Genomic DNA, 22,944 nt, shown 5'->3' with positions numbered 1-22,944 from the left:
CAATAATAGTTCCGCATATTTTACTTTCCCTAATAAACGTTCATATTTTTATATAATATAAATATATTGGGTGATTTTATCTAGAAAGTTCATAAATATGGGAAGAATACATATCACAGTGAGATGGGTTACATGGAGTTAGTGGGTAGAAATAAGCGTATCCTCATAGTTTACGATACCCGGGGTGGTACGACAAACGAGGTCGTAGGCTGGATAATGGATGGTGCTATGTCAGCCGGCGCTTATGTTGAGGCGAGGACGCCTAAAAACGTCGATACTCTTGATTACGACCTGATAGTCATAGGTTCGCCTATTTATAATGAAGAGCCGATGGGCAGCATAAGCGACTTCATGGCGCAGGAAAACCTTCGGGGAAAGAAAATTGCACTTTTCGTCGTATGCTTCGCCGGTGTATTTGGCATGAGGAACTTCATGGTCCGCAAGTATCTTGACGAACTAAAGGGATCATGCGCGGGTAACATAATTTATGAGACCTCTTTCGATGCTGCTATGGGGCCGTGGAGAAAGCTCAACAGGGCTATATGCTTTGACTTCGGAAAAGAGCTCGCAGGACCTAGAAGGCCGACACAGACACCTCTTAGCGTGATCTGAGCGTTCAGGTCTTCAATAATTTTCTTATTAACGGCAGGGTTACTTTAACGGCTCCTTCCGGACAGAGCTCCTGGCAGCAATAGCATCTCAGGCAAGCATTATAATTGATCGCAGGTACGGCTCCTTTTTTAAAACTGATAGCTTTCGGAGGGCAGTCTCTCGCGCATTTGCCGCACATGACACACATGGATGCGTCTATCACCGGCCGTGTTCCAAGAAGCCTGCTCGCCAAGTTCATGAACACAGGCGGCACCATGGCCATCATCAGCGTCTCCGGCTTTTTAAAATCCTCTACCATGACATTTTCCAGGGGTTCCCCGAATATCTTTATCTCACCCGTACCCGACGGTCCGATACCCCTTTCATATGCCTTTTTTATGGTGGGCACTATCATCGGGTCAAAGCCTATGACAGAAGTCGCTACAAGATCCAGGGCAGGGCCGCTTTTACTTGAAATTATCAATCCCACATTGCGCGGTATGCCGCTCTGCGGTCCCGGGCCCTCCATTCCTACGATCGCGTCCATTATGTTGATCTGCGGCGTAAAACTCTCATATATATCAAGAAGAAGGTCGGCAAAAACGTTGACGTCCTTTCCTGTATGCAGGTGATACTCTGTCTTCAGCATGCCGGGGACATAGCCGTACAGGAGCTTGACGGCGCCAGTATAGTATATGAACTGGTGTGTCTTGAGCTTGGGCAGGCATATGACCGCATCGACGTCCGTGACGATCTTTGCCACAGTGAGCTTTTTAAACACCCTCGACTTATCCGACACCACGTCAAGCTTTTCTTCGTCAAAATTTACGACCTCGCAGCCCGTATCATCGGCGATCTGCCTGATACCCGTTCTTTCGAGAAGCGTCTCATATGATGAGCCCGTGTTCCTGCCTCCCGGAGAATCGCCAACTATCGGGACAGCCCCCAACTGCTGGACCATCTTTACAACTGTCTTTACAAGTGCAGGGTTGGTGGTGACTGCCTTTCCGGGCTCTTTTGATGACAGCAGGTTCAATTTAATGAGGACCCTGTCACCCTTCTTGACTACGCTTTCAAGGCCGCCTAATGGGGCAAGACTATCCTTCACCGCTGCCGTAAGCTTTTCTTCTTCGTATGTGTCGCATTTTATGACCGAGACTTCAAAAGGCATGGTATCCACTTTGATTAACTTATGGGTGGTATCCGATAAATTCTTTCTTGATAATGAAATGATGCTGAAGAGCTAATCGAATTACCTGTTCAAAGGGCTAAAAGATCTACTGACGGGCATTCAGGTAACTAAAATACTGGTCTTTTACCACGAAATCTTTGATGAGGGTGTTCTTGCTCAGGTTTTAAAGTTGAAAAAACGTATGAAAGTATAGTACTTCATCGTGTCTTTGCGATATGGTTTTTTAGGTTGTGTCTGTCGGATGGCAGGCAGGCACGTAACCTCACAGAAACACAGAACCACAAAATTTTTTTAGAATTTAAGGTCACGAAAACCCAAAGGTTCACTCACCAAACCACAAATGGCTCTAGTATCACCGTCAACGCACTAAAGTCTCTAATGCACGGCTTAATGCTCGAAGTGCTCTAAGTCACCAACGCTAAAACAAGACCCGAATATTCCCAAAAACACGAAATTTTAACTGCACGGTTGACGCTTACACGATCAATATCCCTGTTATAGGTCAAGGGGAACACAGACCGGGATATTAAACTTTAGTGATTTGGAGAATGTTCGGGCCTTGTTTTAGCGTTGGTGACTTAGAGAGGTTGGTGCGTTGAGCCGGGCGTTAGAGGTGTTAGTGCGTTGACAGTGATACTAGAGCCCTTCGTGTTTTTGTGAGTAAACTCTTAGGGTTTTCGTGCCCTTAAAAAATCATATAAAAAATTTTGTGGTTCTGTGTTTTTGTGAGGTTACGTGTCTACCTGCCATCAGACAGGCATAACCATAAAAACTTCATCTCAAAGACAATTGAGTAAAACATGTTCTTTCATCATAAAAACCTGAGCAAGAACCCGCTCATCAAAGATTTTGTGGTGAGAAAGAAGATATTCTTAAGATGGTATATTTGATATATGGCCTGACCGTATTTTGTGTATTTTTTAATGCTCAGAGGCTTGTTGTGCCTTCGTGTCATCGAAAGGTATATTGCGTAAAGAACTATAGTTTGTACAATAACGCTCATATATGAGGCATTATCATGGCCATCGATTTTAACGACAGGGTAAAGGAGATGAATATCTCCGGGATAAGAAAGATATTCGAAGCTGCGGGACCGGGTTCCATAAACCTGGGCATAGGGCAGCCGGACTTTGACACTCCGCAGCACATCAAAGATGAAGCCATAAAGGCGATCAACGAAGGCTTCACCGGGTATACTTCCAATATGGGCATGCCCGAGCTAAGGGAAGCGCTCTCAAAGAAATTCAAGGCCGAGAACGGCCTCGACTACTCGCCTTCCGAGATAATGGTCACTTCAGGGGCCAGTGAAGGGATATACATCGCGCTACAGGCGTTATGCAACACCGGCGACGAGGTCATAGTCCCCGACCCGGGCTTTGTTTCATATTCCGCGCTTTCCAGGCTTTCAGGGGCTTCTGTAGTGCCCGTCCCGCTTGGATCTAAGCTAAAGTATGACCCGGAAAAGCTCAAGGATCACATAACACGCAATACTAAAGTTATCGTGCTCAATTCCCCTTCGAACCCGACGGGAATGGTCCAGTCCGAAGAAGAGATCAAGGCAATAGCGGATATCGCGTCGGACAGGAACGTGACTATAATTTCGGACGAGGTATATGAGCATTTCATATATGAAGGCAAGCATGTGAGCCCTGCTAAATATTCGGACAACGTCGTAACTATCAACGCGGCATCCAAGACCTACTCTATGACCGGGTGGAGGCTCGGTTACCTTGCGGCAAGGCCGGAATACATAGAGCAGATACTAAAGGTGCACCAGTATGTCCAGGCAGCGGCCTGCTCGATATCGCAGAGGGCGGCACTGGCTGCCGTTACCGGCCCGCAGGAATGTGTCGCCGAAATGCGAGAGGAGTTCAGGAAAAGACGCGATTATCTCCTCGGAGAGCTCCACGCGATGGGAATAGATTGCGTAACGCCTCAGGGTGCTTTTTATGCCTTCCCGTATATCGGGGATGATAACAAGGCCGTTACAGAACTCTTGAAGAACGGCGTGATATCCACGCCCGGAACCGCGTTCGGACAGTGCGGCAAGGGTTATGTCCGTTTCTCTTATGCGACATCTCTTGAAAATATTAAAAAGGCGACCGGCATAATGAAAAGGGTATTGTGCTGAAAAACGCTACTTCCCTTTTTCTTTTATCGGGTCTTGTAAGCCTTTACTTTTAAGACGTCTCTTTCTTTTTCTTTTGTCTCCAGCATGATGTCAAAGCTCAGGCCTTTTAGTCCGTCCACATATTCCCAGAAGTCAACAGGATCTACGGGCAGATGCGTACCGGAGCCGGGAGGCGTGGTGGAATAATGAAGCATGGGAAATGTGGTGGCTTCTGCCCATGTGTCTAAGAACGCCTTCACTATCTCCCGCACAGGCTTTTTTCTCTCAAGGGGGTTGACACGATAATGAGCGACATCGAATATGAGCGGTATACCAGTCTCGCGGTTGATTAAGAACAGCTCCTCTATGGTGCCGATCTTCCCCTCATGTTCCTCGTTCTCGAGGCGGATCATCTTGAATATCGGCTCTTCAAGCTTCAGGACATTATCTATAAAACGCCGTATAGAACTTTGCCTGTCGCCGTATGCGCCGCCTGCGTGTAATTCGATATGATTTCCGCCTCCGGCGTATTTATCATAAAGGTACATACAGTTTAGCTCGTTGATAGAATTCTCAATGACTTTTGGATTCGGGGAGTTCATTATACAATAATAGGTCACATGGAAGCATGTCCTGATGTCTAGCCTTCTAAAAAGCTCTCCCAGGCATTTTATATCGTCCTTTGCTTTTTCGATGCTTTCGATATTCTCATGCGGGGAGATGTTAGCCGGTATGCGGTATAGGTCGATGCCGAGTTCATGAGTATACCCGGCGACTTTTGCAAGGCGTTCTATTGTTATCGAAGCGCTCTTTTTACTTGTCACCGGAAGAAGCTTTTTCTCATAAGGTATTGCCGCATATCCTATCCTCATGGTCAAGACCTAAAAATGGATTTCTTGGCTTTTCTTTAATTTTTAACCTTTTAATATGTCGCAATCAATATTCCCGGTCCTGCATCTGTACCAGAACATGCAGTTGAGGCATTCCGGTCTCAATTGAGCTTCATATTGATGTTCGCGTGACGGTCGGTGTGAATGTGTGTATTTAGTGTTGTTAGTTATCATATGCTTGTCAAAGCTTATTATTCGCTACTTGATTTAGAATTGAGTAATTAATAATCGTAAAAAAATGGATAATAGCCGAAATTATAGCGGATGATGGATTTTTAACGGGCTTTTCAAAAATAGGTCGATCGGGAGAGAATTCCCCGGGAAAGATATCCGGGGAAAGTAATTCTAGCTTCTCCCTCCTTTTCTTCCTATAGTTTCGTAAAATTCCCCGCCATGTCTCGTTGCTGTGCTTCTACCGCCTTTAGAACCTATCTCCTTGTGGAAATTATCTCCATATCTTTCTTTTGCTGTCCTTGCCGCCTTTCTGCCTCCCTCTACTCTTCCCGGATCCTTTAGTTCTGCCATGTAATATGCCTCTAAAAACTAATCTTTTATTCATTGACATAACCCTTACCAAAGGATTAAACGATAAATAAAAATGTAATTGTATATTAATCGAATATTATCTCTTTAAATGCTTATTTAGCAATAGATATGATAAATTTATTTTTATAAACTTATTATTTTGAATATTTATATTGTGAATTGATCACAGGGTCGTAAGAACCAGCTTTTTATATGTTTGAATGTGTAGATATATCCTGAAGATAAAGAAATTCACTATCGTTAAAATTTAAGCAAACGGACCGGGCATCCTGATGTTAGTAAAAAAACTCGAGCTTGATTGTGATAACGTTATAATAGGCTCCGGCCTGGCGGGACTTACGGCGGCTTTACGGCTGAAGGGCAATACGATAGTCCTTTCCCGGGGCTTCGGAGCCACTGCCATATCCAGCGGCGTGCTCTCGTTTAATGCCCGTCGCGACCTTCCTGCGGAAGAATGGTTCCTGGGATCGATGAAGGATACGGGCTGCGGCTATTCCTGCGGTAATGCCCTCACAGATATGCTGGTTCACCGTGAGGGGCTGGTCCAGGATATCATGGCGTTCTCGGACGACCCGGCCATCATATCTCTCAACGGGCAAATACCGCCTTCACCGGGCTTTAATGTCAGGGGCATTAGATTTTTAGAGGGGAAGTCATATCAGGAGATCGCTAAGCTTATTGAGACCGATCCGGATGTACTTCGGTCGTTTTCGCAGGAGCTTTCCGGCATTGATGCCGGGTCTCTTTTGATCCCGCCTGTGCTGGGCATTGCATCCTCGCACGACATCAGGGAGAGGCTACAGAAGGAGCTTGGCGCGAGCGTATATGAGTACATATCATCGCCATCCGTCCACGGCATGCGACTTATACAGGCCTTAAGAAAAAAAGCCATGTCTCAAAAAAACGTCATGATACTTGACCTTTCCAAAGCCGACCGCATAGTAGAGGGGCGTGTCATGGGTCGTACCGGCACAAAGGCAAAAAGAGAGTTCCATGTAACCGCATCAAATCTTTTTATCGCGACAGGGGGTCCGCTTACCGGCCTTTGTATCGATGGCGATACTGTGTACGAGCCTCTCACCGGTATGGTAATATCCCATGACATCGAGGCCGACCTGAACGACGCGTTCCTGTCGGAGCATAAAATAATGAGAAAAGGAATAGGGGCCTATCCGGGCATGAAATACGGTTTTGACAATGCGAGGGCCATCGGGGCTGTAGCACAGGGTTTCGGGCTGTATGGCGCGTTGATCTCCGGATACCATGCGGGTGACGACCTATGAGCGACCAGTGTGTTAAATGCGGCATATGCGAGACTGTTTGTCCTTCATGTCTAAGCTCACTCAGGGCGCTCGATCTTGACCGTTCTAAGATGATCTCCCGTGAAGTGCTTAACTGTACAACCTGTAACCTGTGCGTATCCTTATGCCCGAGAGGTGTGGCGATAACAAAGGCCATCGAAAATGTCCGTAAGAATATAATAACTAAAGGATATCAGGAAACGCTGGACTATATTTCAACTTATGAATGCTCGATAGTACCGTCGTCCATTCCCGAGGTCAAGCCTCACAAGTCTAAGGTCGCATACTATGCAGGCTGTCTTACGACTTACAGGCAGAGGCAGATAGCGGACGCGGTATGCTATACGATGGGGCATATGGGCATTGATTTCACGAGAATACCCGAAGTGTGCTGCGGCTCACCTCTAAACCGTATAGGCCGCTTTGATCTTGCAAGGAATACTCTGGAAAAGAATCTTAAAGAGCTGAGAAAATGGGGTGTAGAGACAGTCATAACGTCATGTCCCGGATGCACATCCACTTTCCTGGAATATCAGGATGAGTTTGAGGTCGTTCACTACCTGGACCTTTATGATGAGTATGATATTTATAACGGTCTTAAAAAGTCTGACATTGTGGCGACTTTACAGTATCCTTGCCATCTTTATCGCAATGTCTCACCTTACACCATGGTCATAGCTGAAAAGCTTCTCGACAGGATGTATGAATACGTACGGGTATCATCCCCTGAAAGCTGTTGCGGCGCGGGCGGCGGCGTCCGCAGGAACGACCTCGGGCTTTCAAGAAACCTGAGGGCTAAAAAGGTCGGCGAAATTCGTTCGTTAAAGCCCGATATAGTGGCTACTGCATGCCCGCAATGTAACTTCCACCTATCGGAAGACATATCCGGCGTGATCGACGTTTGCGTGCTCGTCGCAAGAAATCTGGGATATGACGGGTGAAGTGCCCAGTTATTTATTTCATGCCCATTTTGTCAGTATCTCTTCTCTTCGGAATATTTTTGTCCCGGCTCTTACAAGTATGATGTCCATGATAAAAATGATAAGGCTGAAAAAGATCATGGTGCTAATGTCAATTGATACGTAGCCGAATAGCTGCAGGACGAACACTCCCATGATGGGTACGACGAAGACCGCGCTTATCTGCTGCGCCGCCCGTATATCATTCACTTTTGATGATACAAGTATGGAAAGGTACACCGACATCAATGTCAGCAGGGGCGCTGTTATGAAGATGGACACGAACCATAATGTGTTTGGCAATATCGGGTAATTGAATATCTTAAACGTCATCGCGTCGACCAGTGTCATATATATCAGGAACGAGAACCATGTTATCAATACGGACGGTATCACAGCTGCCAGGCTTTTACCCAGGAGGATGTCCCTGGAGGATACCGGCGTAGCGAGCAGCGGTTCGAGAGTTCCTCCTTTCTTTTCCCCTACGATACTATATGATGATATCAGGGTAGGGATAACGCTGGGCATCATCAGGTAAAACGGAAGGTTGCTCTGGACAATATAGTATATAAGCGACTGCTGCGGTGTCATCGAATCAAAGTTCGGGATCAGTCCTTCGAACATGGCCACGTCTGCTTCAGATATGTTAGAGGGGATGGTCAATAGATATATCATCGGTATCGCTATCGAGAACACGAGCGGAAAACTGGCCATCGTCGAGAGTATATATTTGTTCTTTATTACCTCCTCGAACTCTTTCCGCATTATGACAAAAGTGTCAATGCTCACAGCTATCACCTACGAGCTTGATGTATACGTCCTCCAGCGAGTGCCTGAGTTCGCTGACAAACTGGATCCTGCCTCCAGCAAGCACTATCCTGTTAATGATGTCGGCGTTGTCTATCTCGGGGTCCTCGACTTCTATGACGAGGTTATTCTCATGCGCTTCGAAGCCCTTTACCGTGTTCATGCCGGATATCGCGTCATATACCGGATCCAGCATCCGCTCCAGCCTGACGACGACCTTTCTGCCGTAAGCCATGTTCTTTAGTTTTTCGGGGCTGTTCACATCTAACAGCCGCCTGTTCATTATCCCTATGCGGTCGCACAGTCTTTCCGCCTCGTCCAGGTTGTGTGTGCATAAAAATACCGTTTTTCCCTCATTTTTCAGGGTTAATATCGATTCTCTCACTATCCTTGCAGATTCGGGGTCCAGTCCGGATGTCGGCTCGTCCAAAAAAAGTACGCTCGGCTCATGGACAAGGCATCTGGTCAGGGCAAGCTTTTGCCTCATGCCTTTTGAAAAGCCTCCTATGTTCGAGTTTCGCAGTTCCCACAGTCCAAATAGTTTGAGATAATACTCAATGTTCTTTTCAGCCATTCGGCGGTCTACCCTGTAAAGGTCCGCGTAAAACAAGAGGTTCTTTCTGACGCTGAGGCAGTCATAGAACCCTGAGTTCTCAGTCAGGATGCCCACTTTATTCCTGATCTCCTTAGCTTCGTTCGGGTCCATGATGTCATGGCCGCATATCTGCGCATCCCCTGAGCTCGGCCTTATAAGACAGGATAATAATCTGACCGTGGTGGTCTTGCCGGCTCCGTTAGGCCCCAAAAAACCAAATACTTCGCCTTTCTTAACGTTAAGGTCGATATGGTCCACAGCTGTAAAATTACCGAAGTTCCTGGTCAATCCCGAGGCTTCTATCATTAGTACCAACCGTTTTAAAGCTACAAGCATTAGTTATATAAATTATTATATAAAAATGTATTGATTTTTTTAATTTTATATTATATAAAAAACTTAAGAACTATTGTTGAAATAAAAAATTAAAAAAAGTGCCGGACGGATCACGTCCAGCGTGTAAGGATCTCTTCGCGGTCGAAAAGCTCTTTACCCAGCACCAGTATGCCGATGTCTGCCAGCAGCGCGACTGCGGTCACTATCGCGATTATCTTGATGTCAAGCAAGAAGAGCCCGGTCATCTGGCTTATGAAAAGCCCCATGATGGGCAGTATTATCACGACGCTTATCTGCTGCGCAGATCTCGGGTCGTTCACCCTGGACGATATTATTATCGTGAGGAGCACGCCCATAAAGGCGAGCAGCGGGGCCAGCACAAAGAGTCCGATGAACCACATCGGGTCGAGGAACAGGAACTTGTTCACTATAGAATATGTGCCCACTGTCACAACGATGATGAACAATGTCGCAGCAACATACGTCATAATGAGCGCCGGTATGATGGAAGCCAGCGTTTTACCTATCAGTATATCGTAAACTGATATTGGCGCAGCAAGTAAAGGCTCCAGTGTTCGGTTCTTCTTTTCACCTATGATGCTGTATGACGATATCATCATGGGTATTATTGCCGGGATCATCATGAAAAAGGTCAACAATCCTTTCGAAAATATCATTAACATGACTTCCTGTGCCGACATCTCCGAAGCATTAGGCAATAGCTTCAGGTACATTTGAAGATCATCCTGATTGTTCAAGTCCGGGAAATATGTCACACCAAGTAATAATCCCGACGCGATGACGACGAACAGCAGCGGTATCAGGATGGTACTTCCTAGCAGGAGCTTATTTTTTAAGAACTCATCAAACTCTTTTTCCATTATTATCTTGATCTTATTCATCTCGATACCCCCAGTACCTTGAAGTATACCTCTTCGAGCGTTTTTCTGTCCTCGGATACAAACTGAATGTCGGCCCCGGCCTTTACAAGGGTTCTTATGAGCTCCGGGTTCTCGGTTTCGGGCGAACTCATACCAAGCGTCAGGCTGCTGCCGTTAGTCTCTACATTATTGATAAAATTGAGCGATCTTACCGCGTCTATTATCGAAGGCGTGACGTTCTTGAGCTGTACCTTGACAGTCCTGCCATATAGCGAACTCTTCAGCCTTGAAGGCTCGTCGACACCGAGGAGCGTACCCCTGAATATTCCTATCCTGTCGCAAAGCCTGTCCGCCTCGTCCAGGTTATGCGTGCATATGAAAATGGTGTGGCCTTCTTTCTTTAGCTCTAATATGAAGTCTCTCACGATACGCGAAGCTTCCGGGTCGAGACCGGACGTCGGCTCGTCCAGGAAAAGCACTTTGGGGTCATGTATCAGGCATCTGGCTATCGCCATTTTCTGCTTCATACCCTTGGAGAAACCGCCTACGGATTTATCCTTCTTCTCCCAGAGCCCGAGCATTTTAAGATAATGCTCAATACGCTCTTTGCGTAAGTTTTCATCTACCTCGTAAAGCTTTCCATAAAAGTCAAGGTTCTTATACGCGCTCATGGAATCATAAAGCCCCGGCGTCTCTGTGAGTATGCCTATCTGCTTACGGATCTGCATGGCGTCGTTTTCCTTACAAATGTCAAGCCCGTCATGGTATGCCGTCCCTGATGTCGGTTTTATCAGGCATGACAGCATCCTTACTGTAGTGGTTTTTCCCGCGCCGTTCGGCCCCAGGAAGCCAAAGACCTCACCCGTCTTAATGGTGAGGTTCAGGTTGTCCACCACATTGTTCTTTCCGAAGGACCGGCAAAGGTCCTTAATCTCTATCAATATTTTCCCTCCGATCAGTGTGAATATCACTCAAGGTCGATTTCAGTGCTCAAAAGGCCTGCTATATGGAATTACATAATTTTTATAAATTATATTATAGCCTTTATGCTCTACCTAACCTTCCTATGTACCTATGGTAATTAGGTACATATGTATAGTATAAAAAGTTATCGCCTTCTAATGGTCTATTGAATAATATAAAATAAAAAATCAGGGTATTATCATTTTTTACTTCGTATGGCCATGGTCATTTCTTCGCCGCTCATATTGAATCCTGTCATCTTCAGGAAACCCGTGCTCTCACACGTGCGCGGTTTTTCTCCACATAATCCTTCACAAGGCTTACCATACGACATCTGCCTGCCCCCATCTCCGCCTATTAATTCAAATGCGAGGCGGTCATCTCCGAAATTCGAGGACGGATCGTCCGGGCTACAGCAAACACACTCCAGGCTGCCATTTTCTATGCCAGCATTGCCATACCCTCTTGTCCTGTTCCATTTGTTAATGAAATTCTCTGAATCCGATTTTACTCTTTGAGAACCCGGGCCTGAATCACTGATCTTTTGCCTCCAGTCCATCCATTCCTGAACGGTCCTGTCCCTGTCTTCCGGCGACTTGCTGACGTTACTTATATCAGGCACCCCGTTCATCCACCCCGGCAAAGACCGGTAATTAATGCTAGCGTCTGCCGTTACAAAGGTCATGTACGGCATCAATATGAGCATGGCCATGAAAATGTTTGCCATGATCATTAAAAGAACCTTCCCAAATCCATTCATTTGTCCGCGCATCTTTACCCCGGGTCAATGTTCATCCTCCTTACGAATAATCCCGGCACATAACAAACAGCGGAAAAAGCACTAACGCCAGCCTATATGTCTGAAACATGGAATTTATGCGTGATTAAATCCGGCAAGCGCAATTAAGAACGTTTCATAATGGATTAAATGCCGTGTCCTTTAATGATGTTTTTATAATTATAAGGGCTGAGTATTGTTCAGTAATACAGGAGGAAGGATATGAAAAGAGTGCTAGTGTATGGGATGATAGTATTTATCGCTTCAATATCATTCGCCTGTCCTGCATCAGCGAACTTCTGGATGTCGATGCCGTTCGTTTCGTCGGGGCCGGTGTTCACTACATATTTCACGCCTATCGCATACTGGGATGCCACCGCGCAAACGTTTAACAGTGTGAACATTATGACATCAGACGTTGAGAACTTAAATCTGTCATTCTCGCAGGATACCGGGGCAGAAGCTTGCGGATCTCCCATAGCTATGGGAAATTTTATACAGGATCGCCAGTCCTCATTGATCGGGAATAAGTGTTACTACTTCACGGATACCTTTTGATCAAAGGCTTTTTTATTTTTTCACTCTTGTTACGATGCTTAAGTTCCTGTTTATCAGCTCAGGGCCGAGCATTTTCATGAACAGCGTGCCGTCGAACGAGTCCACACACTCTTCGCATAGCCCTTCGCAGGGACGGCGGTACCGGATATTCAATGGCCTGTTAAAACTATTAATATAGGATGCCATGCACATATCAGTCGTAAAATTCGACTTTGGAGCCTGTCCCGAAGGGGTTCTGACAGCCTCGACGCTTCCGTTACCTATTCCCACGTTGCCGAAGCCTCCCGTACGGTTCCAGTCATTGATCAGTCTCTCAGAAGGGGCCACATAATTCTGGCTAAGGCTCTCGCCGAAGCTGGCAGCTTCAGGCGCAACGCTTCCCATTTGGGGATATTTCGGCCATTCCATGAATGTCGCGATCCCGTCGATACTGACGAATGTGAGGGTCAATACGGACATCAAAAGTAATATCGTTATCATGACCCTGAAAACTTTGTCCCAGTACCCAGAATACTCCATAATGCTTTGATATCTGTCTTTAATCCCATAATGTCTATACGTTAATTATAGCGGATATAAAGCTTTATTAGAAATATCTAATCGAAATACCAAATATATTGTTAAAATTATTAAATAATCGAATTTATGCAGTAATAGTAATAGAATAAATGCAGATACCTCAAATTAAACTTTTATTTATGCATGTTCATCGTAAGTATGTAATACCGGAGGGAGGGTATGAAAAAAACAGCGGTAGGTGTTATCTTAGTATTGATCATCGCGTTATTGGCGAGCCTGCCTGCCGCAAACGCTGCCGTGCAACTGGGCGCACCCTTCGTAGCCATATGTGACGGGGCGGGGTTCATAGTCCCGTATACTTGCTGGGACGGAGCACTTTTGAAAATAAACCAATCATCTACAATATTGACAAATAACGATGATCTCATTCTCTACCCGACGAAGCCGTTATACCATATATGCCATAATAAGCTTCCTGCGTTCAACTTGATTCAATCCAGCGATGAAAGCGCTATTTTCCAGAGATGCTATTTCTACACGGATACGCTCGTGTGAATTAAAAAAGATATATTGAGCAATTGAAGTCTCGATCTTAACATTTTTAAAGACTATAAGTATAAAACCCCTGCCTGATACTTATCTTTTTATAGGTGGGAAATCTAAATATAAGGTCAAAGCTATTACTTTATAAGTTTTTACTAATGGGAGGTTATGCAATGAAAATAAACAATGTTGAGATCGAAGACACCTATGCAGAGGCGTTCCCGATCACGGTTTCCAGAGTCCTGATCACTGCAGCGACAGAGTATTATGCAAAAATAGCGGCCACTGAGGCCACCGGTTTCGGTACCTCCGTCATCGGCTGTCCTGCGGAAGCAGGCATCGACTGCTTCGTCCCGGGTGACAAGACCCCTGACGGCAGGCCCGGCTATGTAATAATGATCTGCCACCCCAAGAAGGACGAGCTCAAGCACCAGCTCATCGAGAGGATAGGCGAGTGTATCCTGACAGCTCCGACGACAGCGGTCTTCAACTGGCTCCCCTACGAGAAGCTTGAGGACAAGACCCAGGAGAAGAGGCTCGACGTCAAGCTCCACTTCTTCGGCGACGGCTTCGAGTCAAAGAAGACCATGGGCGACAGGACCGTATGGGCTATACCCATCATGGAAGGCGATTTCATCTGTGAGGAAGAGTACGGCTACAAGAAGGGTGTCGCAGGCGGCAACTTCTTCATAATGGGCGAGACCCAGGGCTCCGCATTAATGGCAGCCCAGGCAGCAGTAGACGCCATCAGCCTCGTAGAGGGCTGCATCTGCCCGTTCCCGGGCGGCATAGTCGCGTCCGGCTCCAAGGTCGGCTCGCTCAAGTACAGCAAGTTCATGAAGGCCTCGACCAACCACAAGATGGCCCCGACCCTTAAGGGCAAGGTAGCTGACACTGAGATGCCGGCGAACGTCAACGCCGCATACGAGATCGTCATCGACGGTGTCGACGAGGAGACCATCGCGAAGGCAATGACCGCAGGCATAAAGGCCGCATGCACCATCCCGGGCATCGTGAAGATATCCGCGGGCAACTACGGCGGCAAGCTCGGTCCCTTCAAGTTCGAGCTCCAGAAACTGTTACAGTAAATCTAGAATAAATTGCGGACAACTTGTCCGCTATACTTGTTTTTATTTTTAGCCTTTACAGGGCACTATCTATGGTATTTCACCACTAATGGCTCGAAGGTCCACTAATTTGTTAACCACTAAGCGCACGAAGGCGATTAAGGTCCACTAATTTGTTAACCACTAAGCGCACGAAGGCGATTAAGGTACACAAAATTTTTTTTATTAATATGATTATCTTCTAAAAAAGTTCTTTGTGTTCCTTGTTTGCCTTTGTGCGCTTTGTGGTTAGCAGTTTGGTGTTCCTTGTTCGCCTTTGTGCGCTTTGTGGTTAGCAGTTTGGTGTTCCTTGTTCGCCTTTGTGCGCTTTGTGGTAAAAATAGTGGTCTTGGAGCCCTTTGTGCATGACGGGTGATAAGCTCAAAAATAAAAAGTTTCTAGCTTAACATCAAATCTATTCTTCTAATGTTATAGCATCAGTGGGGCAAGATGCCGCCGCCTCTTCGCAATCACATTTTGTGCCGCATCCTTCTTTATCGATGACTTCAGCCTTACCCTCATCGTCGTAGGCAAACACTTCAGGACACAGATCTACACAGTTACCGCATGATATGCAAAGTTCCTTGTCTACTACCGGAGTTACCATATTATTTCCCTTAAAAAAGCTGTACTTCCCTGTATTTATACTCTATTAATTAATTTTGTGATATTATATTAAAATCTCCGGCCCAAAAATCCTGACTTTTTCTTTAAAGCTTCACTATTAAGTATATCATATATGGGCACAAATTAGAGGGATATATCAATTATCGTATTATAGAGGGATATTCATGGATGAACATGTAATAGAGGCATTAGGTAAGGCCCGCGTCGTTGTCAGGGATGGAAAAGTCGTGGAGGTAGGGGAACCGGTGATCGGCTATTGCCCTCTGTTCGATAAACACCGTGGAATAAAGGAACTCACAAAAGAGGCCATCGGTAAGAACATACAGTTCAGGATAGACGATTTCGGCATGTGTAAAGCCGACCGCGCATTAAAGATGAAAGATTTCCTGTCGTTCGGCGTTTCAGAGATCATCTGTACGGCGATGACATTAAAACTTGTCGAAGCCGCAGTGCTTGTTTGTGAAGGCTGCGGTACAGTGATCGTGACCGATCCTGAAATGGTTCAGGGAATCGGCGGAAGGGTGTCAGGGCTGGTAAGCACGACTCCTATACCGGGGCTCATCAGCCGCATAGGCGAGGAGAATGTGCTGGACCCTGAGAACGCGGCCGTAGATCAGGTCGAAGGTGTTAAAAAAGCGATAGCGATGGGATATAACGATATTGCAGTGTCCATCGTCTCGGGTTCTGACGCCCGTAAGATGCGCAGTATGGAGAAAAAGTACGGCGTGAACATCTACACTTTCGTCGTGCATACGACCGGGCTGTCGGAGAAAGACGCCGAAGAAATATACAAGTATGCGGATGTCGCAACAGGATGCGCTTCTAAATATATCCGCGAAAAAGGCGTCGAGAAGGGCGTTTTCAAGGTTGGCGACTCTATACCGATGTTCGGTATCACCGAAAGGGGCCGTCACCTCATAGAAGAAAGGATAAAGTTCATGGGAAAGCCCATAAAACCTAACCCGGACGCTAAGCAGCCGGATAGACTTGTATAAATGTCCGGCATAAGCCCCCTTTTTTTAAATTTTTTACTTCTTATTATCAAAATATGCAATTTTTCTCTAACTAACTCATATCTGTCCGGCGCCGAAAAAAATTACTGAGGAGGGTAATATGAGGTGTAAATATCTAATCGCAGCAATAGCTATGCTTATTTTTTCATGCAGTATGGTATGTGATGCAAGTGATTCTTACGCCTATCCGCAGTACGTTCCATGCGGTGCGGTGACTTATTCAGGATATGGTGACGGGGCAGGATATTGCAGGCAGCCCGACATTAAAGGAGATTACAGTTGCGGACAGGTATGGGGATATGACCTGCCTTATTCATTCGCTTACGGGGCGGGAAGGCCATATTATATTGACCATAACTACGGTGTGCCATCAGGCATGTGCTGGGAATGCCCCGCATTATTCCCGAACGGGGTCCCTGAGGCAGGAACATTCTACGGGAATCCTGAATATGCTACGCTGATCAACTATGACCTGGCTTATCCTTTCAGCTATGCATGGAGGCCGTGGTGGTACTGATCCGGAAATGTGAGTATAACTAAGTAGTACTAATGGAACGGGAATGCACAAATGAAGCTCTATATTTAAGAAAATGAAATCGGCTATAGCCTTTGATCGGTATGGTGACAAAAATGAAAATAAATTTGTGCTTTCCCCTGCTATTGGTTTCATGCACGAATTTTTTTTAGCCTAAAAAATTTTGATCCTTACTTGCCCCAGAATGGATTGTCTCTTCTTTTTATCGCCAGGAATTCAAACAGCGTCTCAAGCTCATCCTGCTTTATCGTATCCTTAAGCTGGAACTCTAGCACTTTACTGTGGCCTTCGGGAATATCGACGTAGTAGACTTCTCCCTCGTTTATCTGTCTTCCTGCTGTCGGCCCATCTATGGATACAGCGACTTCTTTGCCCTGGGTGGCGATACTGATATTCTCGTTACGCTCCTGTATCTGCTTGACGACGCCGATCTTTGAGCCGTCGGGCTTGATGAGCGTGTTGCCCGGCTTAATGAATCCACCCATGACCTGGACTCCGATAACGGCAGGCTTGCTCTGCCTGAACGTGCAGTTGGGGAGGTACTTAATCTTCCCGGGCCTTATGATCTCTTCGAATTTCTTCTTTTCGGCCAGCTCTCTCTGGACTCTCTCCCATTCTTTATAGCTGTCTATAAGATGATAGATAACGTCCTTATTGAATACCTTGATGTCCGTGTTGGACAGATAGTCTTTTGCGTCCGGCAGCATGTTCACGTTAAAACCGAGAACGACACGATATAGCGGGTCATTGATCGTTTCCGCATTGATGATGTCCTTCTTGGAAATGTCCCCGACCTCTGCCATGCCGATCTTAATGTCCGCGGCCCTTAGCTCGTTGACGATCGCTTCAAGGCTGCCAAGAGTGTCTGCCTTCACCATGATACCCAGCTCGTCACACTCGATCCTTGCGCGTTCCATCTCCGCTTCTATTTCATTTATCGCGGATTCCAGGTTCGCCTCTTTAGTGACGCGCACCGGAGAGCCTGCCATAGCCTCTTCAAGGTTCGGTGCCAGTATCTTTACACCGGCGGCGGCCGTGAGCTTATTCACCCGGTCAAACTTTTCTTCGATCCTTATCTCGCGGTTCGGCTTGGGCTTTAAAAGCGCCCTTACCTTGGTGACTATCGGTTTGTTCTTACCGCCTATGACGATCGTGTCACCGGTCCGGACCTCGCCGTCATAGAATATTGTATCTATCGTGTAACCAAGCCCGCGCTCTTCCTTTAGTTCCAGGACAGTTCCAAGTCCCGGTCCTGTAACATGGAGCTTAAGCCCATCCTCAAGGAACTTTTGCGCAAGGCCTATAAGCATCATTAATAAGTCGGGTACGCCTTCTCCGGTCTTTGCGCTTAACGGGATTATGCCTACGTTCCGTGTGAAGTCCCTTATCCTGTCATACCTGTCCGAGCTAAAGCCGAGGTCCGATAGCTTTCCTACCAGCTCATACGTCCTTGTTTCGATAACGTTCTTCACGAATTCCGGCTGGTTCGCAAATGATTTGATAAAAGGCATATTTTTTGTAGGGGTCCATCCCTGTATACGGTCGATCTTATTAGCTGCGACCAGGAACGGGGTCTTGAACTGCTTTAAAATATTGATAGCCTCGATGGTCTGCGGCTGGAATCCCTCGTTGATGTCGACTACCACTACCGCAAGGTCAGCGAGCGCCCCTCCCCTGCTTCTCAGCGTCGTGAACGCGTGATGGCCGGGAGTATCTATGAATAAAAGTCCGGGTACTACGACGTTACCGCCCATGATCCCCTTACAGAGCGTCTGTATGGTGGAGAGCGGCACCTCGGTAGCCCCGATATGCTGGGTTATGGCTCCAGCCTCCTTATCTACCACGGCCGTCCCTCTTATCTTATCAAGTAATGAGGTCTTTCCATGGTCTACGTGTCCCATGACACACACAATAGGTGTCCTAAGATTCTTCGCTTGCTCGGCGACTGCTGCCATAACATATACCCCTTTATGACTTTAACTTACTCGTATAACCACTGCTCGTCTATTCTCGAGTACGTGGCTATTTCTGATGTATTAAAGTACAGGGAAATCTCTCTTTTTGCCGATTCTGGCGAATCTGATGCGTGTATGACGTTCCTTCCCGTATCAAGGGCAAAGTCTCCCCTGATCGTTCCCGGGTTAGAGTTCGCCGGATTCGTCGCGCCAAGCATGCTTCTTACAAGGGGCACGACATTTTTACCTTCGACGACCATCGCTACTACCGGACCGGACTTTATAAAGCCTACGAGTCCCGGGAAGAACGGCTTTGAAGCGTGCTCCGCATAGTGCTGCTTCGCAAGCTCGTCGCTGACGACGAGCATCTTCATGGCTGCTATCTTTAAACCGCGGCGCTCGAAGCGGGAGATTATCTCTCCCACGAGGCCACGCTGTACGCCATCCGGCTTTACCATTACGAATGTTCTCTCAAGTTCAGCCATATGATCCACCGGGCCTTATTTCTTCTTCTTTTCCTGCTTTGGGGGCTTCGGGACCCACTCTGTGAGTCTCGGGATACGGCCCAGTTTCATGTTGTTCTGACATTTGGAAGAACAGAAATACTGGACTGCACCGTCCTTCTTTACGAGCATCTTGCCCGTTCCCGGCTCGAGTTCCGAACCGCAGAATGAGCACTTTCTAATGTCTACCATTTAGATCACCTGGATGAAAGCTTCTTTGCCTCTCTTGCGGTCTCCATCAATATGACGATGTCGCCGAGCCTGATTGGACCCACTGTGTTGCGGGTTATGATCCTTCCCTTGTTAGAGCCTTCGAGGATCTTGCACTTGACCTGCGTGGCCTCACCATGCATGCCAGTGCCGCCGATTATCTCGATGACTTCTGCCGGAACGCCTGTCTCTTCTGCCATTTATACCACCTTTTGGTTTTTGTTCAGAATTCTTTACTTTAATGCAGCGAACTTCTGCGCGATCTCTTCAACAAGCGCCTTTGCCTTGCCTGCGTCCACTACTGCTGCGGTCGCGCATCCAACTTCAAGACCGCATGCGGCGCCAAGCTCTTCCTGTTTCTTAATGAATATGTACGGCACTTTCTTTTCATCGGACAGCGCCGGGATGTGTGCTACTATCTCTTCGGGGCTGACGTCCTCGCCTACGAGCACGAGCTGTGCGATGCCTCTCTCAATGGCTTTCGTCACTTCGTTTGTGCCCTTCCTTATCTTTCCTGTGTCCCTTGCGAGCTCGAGCGATTCAAGTGCTTTGTCCTGTAATTCCTGCGGAACTTCGAATTTTACGAATGATGGTTTTGCCATAATAATTTCCTCCTTCCGGGCTTTCGCCCTTCATCAATCATCAGGTTTTTACCTAAAGATCAAATTGACACTTATAGGATATCCGTCGATAGGGCCTACAAGCGTGTCCCTATAATATCGGGATACATTTTAAAGTTTTTGCTTCACAAAACCGATGATTATAACTTAAAAATGGTTTTTTATCTTATGGCCGGCTCTGGATATGCTTAACTTTGTTCCTCTTCCTTGCTTACTCTTTGAGATACCTGCCAGGAATAATATATCATGGTAGCACCGATTATACATCCCATGAAGCCAGTGGCACCCCAAAATTTTTCACCGGTCAGGAACCAGAAAAGGAGCGCTATTACGCCGAAAAAACCCAGGAATATTCCGAGCAGCCTTACTAAGTAACTCTTCTCCATAGGCATCAACACGTGTGATTAATTAGAGTAGCGCTTAATAATATAAAATGATTGCTATTCAAGCCCTTATTTTAAGACTTTCCAGTGCTCTTATAGCAACACGTAAGATAATTTTGGTATCATTCAATATATTTAAACTAAAATCAATAATTTACAATAGGCTACTTAACATGACCCTCGAATTTTGAATAACGCTGACCTGTTATTGTTGTTTCTTCACTGCGTACCAGATGTTCCCCATATTGGTATAGATACCATCCGACATATGGTTAAGGGCATTCATTACGTCTCCTGGAGCGTCCTGCCTTTTCGCGCGATCGATGCATTCCTCTTTATTCGCGGGAAAAGTGATGCCTTTAAGATACCGGGATATTTTTGCAGTCGAGACCATGTTTACACCGTAATATCATATTTGGGGGTGTTGAGAGCATTTAGCTTTTTACGTTAATGACCATGATATGGGGATATAACCCGAAAATATCTAGAAAACATCACGATGTCGTCATTTTTAAAAAACCCTATTACTATTCTAAAAAAATTGAAAAATGTACAGGTTTAAGCCCTGCTCAGGTACGCTCAAGCCGGGTTAGGGCTGATGTTCACCTGCTCGTTTATAAAGCCGCTATACTTATCATATTCCCTGTCGCCTACGATATAGGAGTACATAAAGACCCTTTTCTGCTCTCCGGGGGCAAGTCTCAGGTCACTGTAGAATCCTTTCTTCTCATCGTAGAAGATATCATAGGATATCAAGAAGTATGTCTTATAGTCTAACTTATAGTTAAACATGCTTTTCAGGTTCCAGCTTGACACAGTTTTATTCGAGTCTGTCGGATTCTCAAATACGAGTTCCTGGACTACTCCGTGGTGGGCGGGGTTTTCGCCCGGCATCGCGACGGGCATCATCCAGTCCTCGCCTCTCCATGTCTTCGGGTGCGATAAAAGTACGCCATTTGAAAGGTATTGTTTTTGAGGCTTATCCGTATCATACGGAGTAAGCGTGGGGGCGGGCGTCGGTGTGGGCACGGGATTCTGTGTCGGTGCCGGCGTCGGAGTTGCGGCATCCGGCGTCACTGTGGCGCCATTGTCCGTGCCAGGGCCTGTACACCCTGCCAGCATAGCTGACATTAGCAATATCATGAGTATGAAAGATACATTTTTTCTCATCGTATCACCGTTATTCAGTGAATAGTGAATGTTAATAAACATTCTTCTCCCCTGTCGGGGCCAAAAATATTGAGAATATCTGCATAATCCATAGCGCATCGATAAAAAGCGCTGATCGTGCTGACAATGCTAAAAATATATCGTATGCGTAAATAAATTCGGGGATGTGACTGGAGATAACGTTCATCGCTGCGGATAGCATGGGCGCCCGCAGCATGTGCACCTATGTCAGGACACATGATGTGTCAATGATCATAGACCCTTCCGTCGCTTTAGGCCCCCGGCGCTATAATAAGCCGCCCCACCCTATCGAGATCCGGGCGATGAGCGAGATGTGGGATAAGATAAGAAAATATGCTTTTTCAGCAGACGTGATCATTATCACCCACTATCATTACGACCACCATAACCCGGAATATGCCGACCTGTTCAAAAATAAGATACTTCTGACCAAACATCCGTCCGAAAATATCAATAAAAGCCAGACCAAAAGAGCGGCGTATTTTTTCGACAGTATCAAGGATATCCCATCCGAAATATTCTATTCCGACGGGGACAGCTTTACTTTCGGAGGTACCCGGGCCGATTTCTCAAAAGCCGTGCCGCACGGCATTAACTCTAAGCTCGGGTATGTGACGGAAGTCTGCATAGACGACGGGGAAAGATTTGTTTATACGTCTGACGTGGAGGGCCCGAGCCTTCCCGAACAGGCCGACTTCATCATAGAGTCGGACCCGGACGTATTGTACTGTGACGGGCCGATGACTTACATGCTGGGCTTTCGTTATCCTCAAAAGAATCTCGATCTTTCCATAGGTAATCTTATCCGCATGATCGAGAGCACAAGAGTGCAAAAGATCGTACTCGACCATCATCTGCTGCGGGATATCAGGTGGCGGGAGCGGATGAGGACATTGATCGCATATGCAAGGGCAAGCGGCACTGATGTGATGACGGCTGCGGAGTTCATGGGTATGCCGGACCTTGTTTATGAGGCGAGAAGATCGGAGCTTTATAAAAATTATCCTGTAACGCCAATATCCATATGACCGGATCACAGAACGAGCACTGTGTTCCTTAAGTTCTTTTATCGGCCTTTATTAACTCAAGCGCATCACAAAGGCAACCAGTAGTTGTGATGGTGTTTAGTTGGTTGTGGTGTTGTTGTTTGTTTTTGTGGTGTTTTTGGTTGGTTAGTATGGGAGGAGTTATCAGTTTATCGGTTGTTTTTTGTGTGTGAAAACTAAAACGTT

General features: G+C 46.4%; 28 protein-coding genes. 9 read left to right on the top strand and 19 right to left on the bottom strand.

Annotated features, from left to right (window positions below; genetic code table 11):
- Window positions 1-132 precede the first annotated feature (132 nt).
- Window positions 133-612 carry a flavodoxin domain-containing protein gene (locus CUJ83_RS00140; protein ID WP_230739147.1) on the top strand — a complete coding sequence of 160 codons (480 nt, stop codon included), beginning with the start codon at window positions 133-135 and terminating at the stop codon, window positions 610-612.
- 4 nt (window positions 613-616) lie between these two features.
- Here the strand turns inward: CUJ83_RS00140 and CUJ83_RS00135 are convergent, their stop codons facing one another.
- A complete protein-coding gene (locus CUJ83_RS00135; protein WP_230739145.1) occupies window positions 617-1,762 on the bottom strand; it encodes a DUF362 domain-containing protein in 1,146 nt (381 codons plus the stop codon).
- 1,039 nt (window positions 1,763-2,801) lie between these two features.
- Between CUJ83_RS00135 and CUJ83_RS00130 the strand changes: the two genes are divergently transcribed.
- Window positions 2,802-3,914: a pyridoxal phosphate-dependent aminotransferase gene (locus CUJ83_RS00130; RefSeq protein ID WP_230739143.1), complete on the top strand. Its 1,113-nt coding sequence runs from the start codon at window positions 2,802-2,804 to the stop codon at window positions 3,912-3,914.
- A 23-nt stretch (window positions 3,915-3,937) separates the two neighbouring features.
- On the opposite strand, the gene CUJ83_RS00125 is transcribed toward CUJ83_RS00130, so the two are convergent.
- Complete coding sequence (locus tag CUJ83_RS00125) at window positions 3,938-4,765, bottom strand: apurinic/apyrimidinic endonuclease family protein (protein ID WP_230740165.1); 828 nt, start codon at window positions 4,763-4,765, stop codon at window positions 3,938-3,940.
- 363 nt (window positions 4,766-5,128) lie between these two features.
- Complete coding sequence (locus CUJ83_RS00120; RefSeq protein ID WP_230739141.1) at window positions 5,129-5,308, bottom strand: hypothetical protein; 180 nt, start codon at window positions 5,306-5,308, stop codon at window positions 5,129-5,131.
- Window positions 5,309-5,601: 293 nt separating this feature from the next.
- On the opposite strand from CUJ83_RS00120, the gene CUJ83_RS00115 reads away from it, so the two are divergent.
- Window positions 5,602-6,612 carry an FAD-dependent oxidoreductase gene (locus CUJ83_RS00115; RefSeq protein ID WP_230739139.1) on the top strand — a complete coding sequence of 337 codons (1,011 nt, stop codon included), beginning with the start codon at window positions 5,602-5,604 and terminating at the stop codon, window positions 6,610-6,612.
- Window positions 6,609-7,571, top strand: coding sequence for a (Fe-S)-binding protein (locus CUJ83_RS00110; RefSeq protein ID WP_230739137.1), 963 nt, complete (start codon window positions 6,609-6,611; stop codon window positions 7,569-7,571). The genes CUJ83_RS00115 and CUJ83_RS00110 overlap by 4 nt, the downstream gene beginning before the upstream one ends.
- Before the next feature lie 18 nt (window positions 7,572-7,589).
- On the opposite strand, the gene CUJ83_RS00105 is transcribed toward CUJ83_RS00110, so the two are convergent.
- The 7 genes from CUJ83_RS00105 to CUJ83_RS00075 all read right to left on the bottom strand — a co-directional run bounded on the left by CUJ83_RS00105 (window position 7,590) and on the right by CUJ83_RS00075 (window position 13,026).
- Window positions 7,590-8,378, bottom strand: a complete 789-nt coding sequence (locus CUJ83_RS00105; RefSeq protein ID WP_230739135.1) for an ABC transporter permease subunit — start codon at window positions 8,376-8,378, stop codon at window positions 7,590-7,592.
- Window positions 8,368-9,297, bottom strand: a complete 930-nt coding sequence (locus tag CUJ83_RS00100) for an ABC transporter ATP-binding protein (protein WP_230740163.1) — start codon at window positions 9,295-9,297, stop codon at window positions 8,368-8,370. The genes CUJ83_RS00105 and CUJ83_RS00100 overlap by 11 nt, the downstream gene beginning before the upstream one ends.
- 140 nt (window positions 9,298-9,437) lie before the next feature.
- Complete coding sequence (locus tag CUJ83_RS00095; protein WP_230739133.1) at window positions 9,438-10,229, bottom strand: ABC transporter permease subunit; 792 nt, start codon at window positions 10,227-10,229, stop codon at window positions 9,438-9,440.
- Window positions 10,226-11,149 carry an ABC transporter ATP-binding protein gene (locus CUJ83_RS00090; protein ID WP_230739131.1) on the bottom strand — a complete coding sequence of 308 codons (924 nt, stop codon included), beginning with the start codon at window positions 11,147-11,149 and terminating at the stop codon, window positions 10,226-10,228. The genes CUJ83_RS00095 and CUJ83_RS00090 overlap by 4 nt, the downstream gene beginning before the upstream one ends.
- Window positions 11,150-11,370: 221 nt before the next feature.
- Window positions 11,371-11,904 (bottom strand): hypothetical protein, encoded by a 534-nt coding sequence (locus CUJ83_RS00085; protein WP_230739129.1) that lies wholly within the window; start codon window positions 11,902-11,904, stop codon window positions 11,371-11,373.
- A gap of 245 nt (window positions 11,905-12,149) precedes the next feature.
- Window positions 12,150-12,428 carry a hypothetical protein gene (locus tag CUJ83_RS00080; protein WP_230739127.1) on the bottom strand — a complete coding sequence of 93 codons (279 nt, stop codon included), beginning with the start codon at window positions 12,426-12,428 and terminating at the stop codon, window positions 12,150-12,152.
- Window positions 12,429-12,519: 91 nt separating this feature from the next.
- Window positions 12,520-13,026: a hypothetical protein gene (locus CUJ83_RS00075; protein ID WP_230739126.1), complete on the bottom strand. Its 507-nt coding sequence runs from the start codon at window positions 13,024-13,026 to the stop codon at window positions 12,520-12,522.
- A gap of 219 nt (window positions 13,027-13,245) precedes the next feature.
- Here CUJ83_RS00075 and CUJ83_RS00070 point away from each other — a divergent pair, with 219 nt between their 5' ends.
- The gene (locus tag CUJ83_RS00070) at window positions 13,246-13,581 is read left to right on the top strand and encodes a hypothetical protein (RefSeq protein WP_230739124.1); all 336 of its coding nucleotides are present in this window, start codon (window positions 13,246-13,248) and stop codon (window positions 13,579-13,581) included.
- A gap of 161 nt (window positions 13,582-13,742) precedes the next feature.
- Window positions 13,743-14,657: a formylmethanofuran--tetrahydromethanopterin N-formyltransferase gene (fhcD, locus tag CUJ83_RS00065; RefSeq protein ID WP_230739116.1), complete on the top strand. Its 915-nt coding sequence runs from the start codon at window positions 13,743-13,745 to the stop codon at window positions 14,655-14,657.
- A gap of 433 nt (window positions 14,658-15,090) precedes the next feature.
- Here fhcD and CUJ83_RS00060 read toward each other — a convergent pair whose 3' ends face one another.
- A complete protein-coding gene (locus tag CUJ83_RS00060; RefSeq protein WP_230739114.1) occupies window positions 15,091-15,282 on the bottom strand; it encodes a ferredoxin in 192 nt (63 codons plus the stop codon).
- 184 nt (window positions 15,283-15,466) lie between these two features.
- On the opposite strand from CUJ83_RS00060, the gene CUJ83_RS00055 reads away from it, so the two are divergent.
- Together CUJ83_RS00055 and CUJ83_RS00050 are read left to right on the top strand one after the other, a co-directional pair.
- A complete protein-coding gene (locus tag CUJ83_RS00055; RefSeq protein ID WP_230739112.1) occupies window positions 15,467-16,297 on the top strand; it encodes a methanogenesis marker 8 protein in 831 nt (276 codons plus the stop codon).
- Between the two features lie 118 nt (window positions 16,298-16,415).
- Entirely contained in the window at window positions 16,416-16,832 is a 417-nt protein-coding gene (locus CUJ83_RS00050) for a hypothetical protein (protein WP_230739110.1), read from the top strand.
- 188 nt (window positions 16,833-17,020) lie between these two features.
- Here CUJ83_RS00050 and infB read toward each other — a convergent pair whose 3' ends face one another.
- The 8 genes from infB to CUJ83_RS00010 form a co-directional block, all read right to left on the bottom strand.
- Window positions 17,021-18,805 carry a translation initiation factor IF-2 gene (gene infB / locus CUJ83_RS00045; protein ID WP_230739108.1) on the bottom strand — a complete coding sequence of 595 codons (1,785 nt, stop codon included), beginning with the start codon at window positions 18,803-18,805 and terminating at the stop codon, window positions 17,021-17,023.
- 26 nt (window positions 18,806-18,831) lie between these two features.
- Window positions 18,832-19,290 (bottom strand): nucleoside-diphosphate kinase, encoded by a 459-nt coding sequence (ndk, locus tag CUJ83_RS00040; protein WP_230739106.1) that lies wholly within the window; start codon window positions 19,288-19,290, stop codon window positions 18,832-18,834.
- A gap of 15 nt (window positions 19,291-19,305) precedes the next feature.
- Entirely contained in the window at window positions 19,306-19,500 is a 195-nt protein-coding gene (locus CUJ83_RS00035; RefSeq protein WP_230739105.1) for a 50S ribosomal protein L24e, read from the bottom strand.
- Window positions 19,501-19,505: 5 nt separating this feature from the next.
- Window positions 19,506-19,718 (bottom strand): 30S ribosomal protein S28e, encoded by a 213-nt coding sequence (locus CUJ83_RS00030; RefSeq protein ID WP_230739103.1) that lies wholly within the window; start codon window positions 19,716-19,718, stop codon window positions 19,506-19,508.
- Between the two features lie 33 nt (window positions 19,719-19,751).
- Window positions 19,752-20,120: a 50S ribosomal protein L7Ae gene (gene rpl7ae / locus CUJ83_RS00025; RefSeq protein WP_230739101.1), complete on the bottom strand. Its 369-nt coding sequence runs from the start codon at window positions 20,118-20,120 to the stop codon at window positions 19,752-19,754.
- Window positions 20,121-20,326: 206 nt separating this feature from the next.
- On the bottom strand, window positions 20,327-20,524 hold the full coding sequence (locus CUJ83_RS00020; RefSeq protein ID WP_230739099.1) for a hypothetical protein: 198 nt from the start codon (window positions 20,522-20,524) through the stop codon (window positions 20,327-20,329).
- A 202-nt stretch (window positions 20,525-20,726) separates the two neighbouring features.
- On the bottom strand, window positions 20,727-20,915 hold the full coding sequence (locus CUJ83_RS00015) for a DUF2795 domain-containing protein (protein ID WP_230739098.1): 189 nt from the start codon (window positions 20,913-20,915) through the stop codon (window positions 20,727-20,729).
- A gap of 185 nt (window positions 20,916-21,100) precedes the next feature.
- Entirely contained in the window at window positions 21,101-21,691 is a 591-nt protein-coding gene (locus tag CUJ83_RS00010) for a hypothetical protein (RefSeq protein WP_230739096.1), read from the bottom strand.
- Between the two features lie 200 nt (window positions 21,692-21,891).
- Between CUJ83_RS00010 and CUJ83_RS00005 the strand changes: the two genes are divergently transcribed.
- Window positions 21,892-22,740, top strand: a complete 849-nt coding sequence (locus tag CUJ83_RS00005) for a hypothetical protein (protein ID WP_230739093.1) — start codon at window positions 21,892-21,894, stop codon at window positions 22,738-22,740.
- Window positions 22,741-22,944 lie beyond the last annotated feature (204 nt).

This window comes from Methanooceanicella nereidis (assembly GCF_021023085.1).
Taxonomy (GTDB): domain Archaea; phylum Halobacteriota; class Methanocellia; order Methanocellales; family Methanocellaceae; genus Methanooceanicella; species Methanooceanicella nereidis.
Note: the sequence above shows the minus strand (reverse complement) of the source record. Positions and strands in the feature narration are given on the sequence as shown.

Bases quoted from the DNA above. Each gene is read 5' to 3' on its own strand.
- CUJ83_RS00140 (WP_230739147.1), top strand. From the start codon at position 133: ATGGAGTTAGTGGGTAGAAATAAGCGTATCCTCATAGTTTACGATACC.
- CUJ83_RS00135 (WP_230739145.1), bottom strand. From the start codon at position 1,762: ATGCCTTTTGAAGTCTCGGTCATAAAATGCGACACATACGAAGAAGAA.
- CUJ83_RS00130 (WP_230739143.1), top strand. From the start codon at position 2,802: ATGGCCATCGATTTTAACGACAGGGTAAAGGAGATGAATATCTCCGGG.
- CUJ83_RS00125 (WP_230740165.1), bottom strand. From the start codon at position 4,765: ATGAGGATAGGATATGCGGCAATACCTTATGAGAAAAAGCTTCTTCCG.
- CUJ83_RS00120 (WP_230739141.1), bottom strand. From the start codon at position 5,308: ATGGCAGAACTAAAGGATCCGGGAAGAGTAGAGGGAGGCAGAAAGGCG.
- CUJ83_RS00115 (WP_230739139.1), top strand. From the start codon at position 5,602: ATGTTAGTAAAAAAACTCGAGCTTGATTGTGATAACGTTATAATAGGC.
- CUJ83_RS00110 (WP_230739137.1), top strand. From the start codon at position 6,609: ATGAGCGACCAGTGTGTTAAATGCGGCATATGCGAGACTGTTTGTCCT.
- CUJ83_RS00100 (WP_230740163.1), bottom strand. From the start codon at position 9,297: ATGATAGAAGCCTCGGGATTGACCAGGAACTTCGGTAATTTTACAGCT.
- CUJ83_RS00095 (WP_230739133.1), bottom strand. From the start codon at position 10,229: ATGAATAAGATCAAGATAATAATGGAAAAAGAGTTTGATGAGTTCTTA.
- CUJ83_RS00085 (WP_230739129.1), bottom strand. From the start codon at position 11,904: ATGATCATGGCAAACATTTTCATGGCCATGCTCATATTGATGCCGTAC.
- CUJ83_RS00080 (WP_230739127.1), bottom strand. From the start codon at position 12,428: ATGGGAGATCCGCAAGCTTCTGCCCCGGTATCCTGCGAGAATGACAGA.
- CUJ83_RS00075 (WP_230739126.1), bottom strand. From the start codon at position 13,026: ATGGAGTATTCTGGGTACTGGGACAAAGTTTTCAGGGTCATGATAACG.
- CUJ83_RS00070 (WP_230739124.1), top strand. From the start codon at position 13,246: ATGAAAAAAACAGCGGTAGGTGTTATCTTAGTATTGATCATCGCGTTA.
- fhcD (WP_230739116.1), top strand. From the start codon at position 13,743: ATGAAAATAAACAATGTTGAGATCGAAGACACCTATGCAGAGGCGTTC.
- CUJ83_RS00060 (WP_230739114.1), bottom strand. From the start codon at position 15,282: ATGGTAACTCCGGTAGTAGACAAGGAACTTTGCATATCATGCGGTAAC.
- CUJ83_RS00055 (WP_230739112.1), top strand. From the start codon at position 15,467: ATGGATGAACATGTAATAGAGGCATTAGGTAAGGCCCGCGTCGTTGTC.
- CUJ83_RS00050 (WP_230739110.1), top strand. From the start codon at position 16,416: ATGAGGTGTAAATATCTAATCGCAGCAATAGCTATGCTTATTTTTTCA.
- infB (WP_230739108.1), bottom strand. From the start codon at position 18,805: ATGGCAGCAGTCGCCGAGCAAGCGAAGAATCTTAGGACACCTATTGTG.
- ndk (WP_230739106.1), bottom strand. From the start codon at position 19,290: ATGGCTGAACTTGAGAGAACATTCGTAATGGTAAAGCCGGATGGCGTA.
- CUJ83_RS00035 (WP_230739105.1), bottom strand. From the start codon at position 19,500: ATGGTAGACATTAGAAAGTGCTCATTCTGCGGTTCGGAACTCGAGCCG.
- CUJ83_RS00030 (WP_230739103.1), bottom strand. From the start codon at position 19,718: ATGGCAGAAGAGACAGGCGTTCCGGCAGAAGTCATCGAGATAATCGGC.
- rpl7ae (WP_230739101.1), bottom strand. From the start codon at position 20,120: ATGGCAAAACCATCATTCGTAAAATTCGAAGTTCCGCAGGAATTACAG.
- CUJ83_RS00020 (WP_230739099.1), bottom strand. From the start codon at position 20,524: ATGGAGAAGAGTTACTTAGTAAGGCTGCTCGGAATATTCCTGGGTTTT.
- CUJ83_RS00015 (WP_230739098.1), bottom strand. From the start codon at position 20,915: ATGGTCTCGACTGCAAAAATATCCCGGTATCTTAAAGGCATCACTTTT.
- CUJ83_RS00010 (WP_230739096.1), bottom strand. From the start codon at position 21,691: ATGAGAAAAAATGTATCTTTCATACTCATGATATTGCTAATGTCAGCT.
- CUJ83_RS00005 (WP_230739093.1), top strand. From the start codon at position 21,892: ATGGGCGCCCGCAGCATGTGCACCTATGTCAGGACACATGATGTGTCA.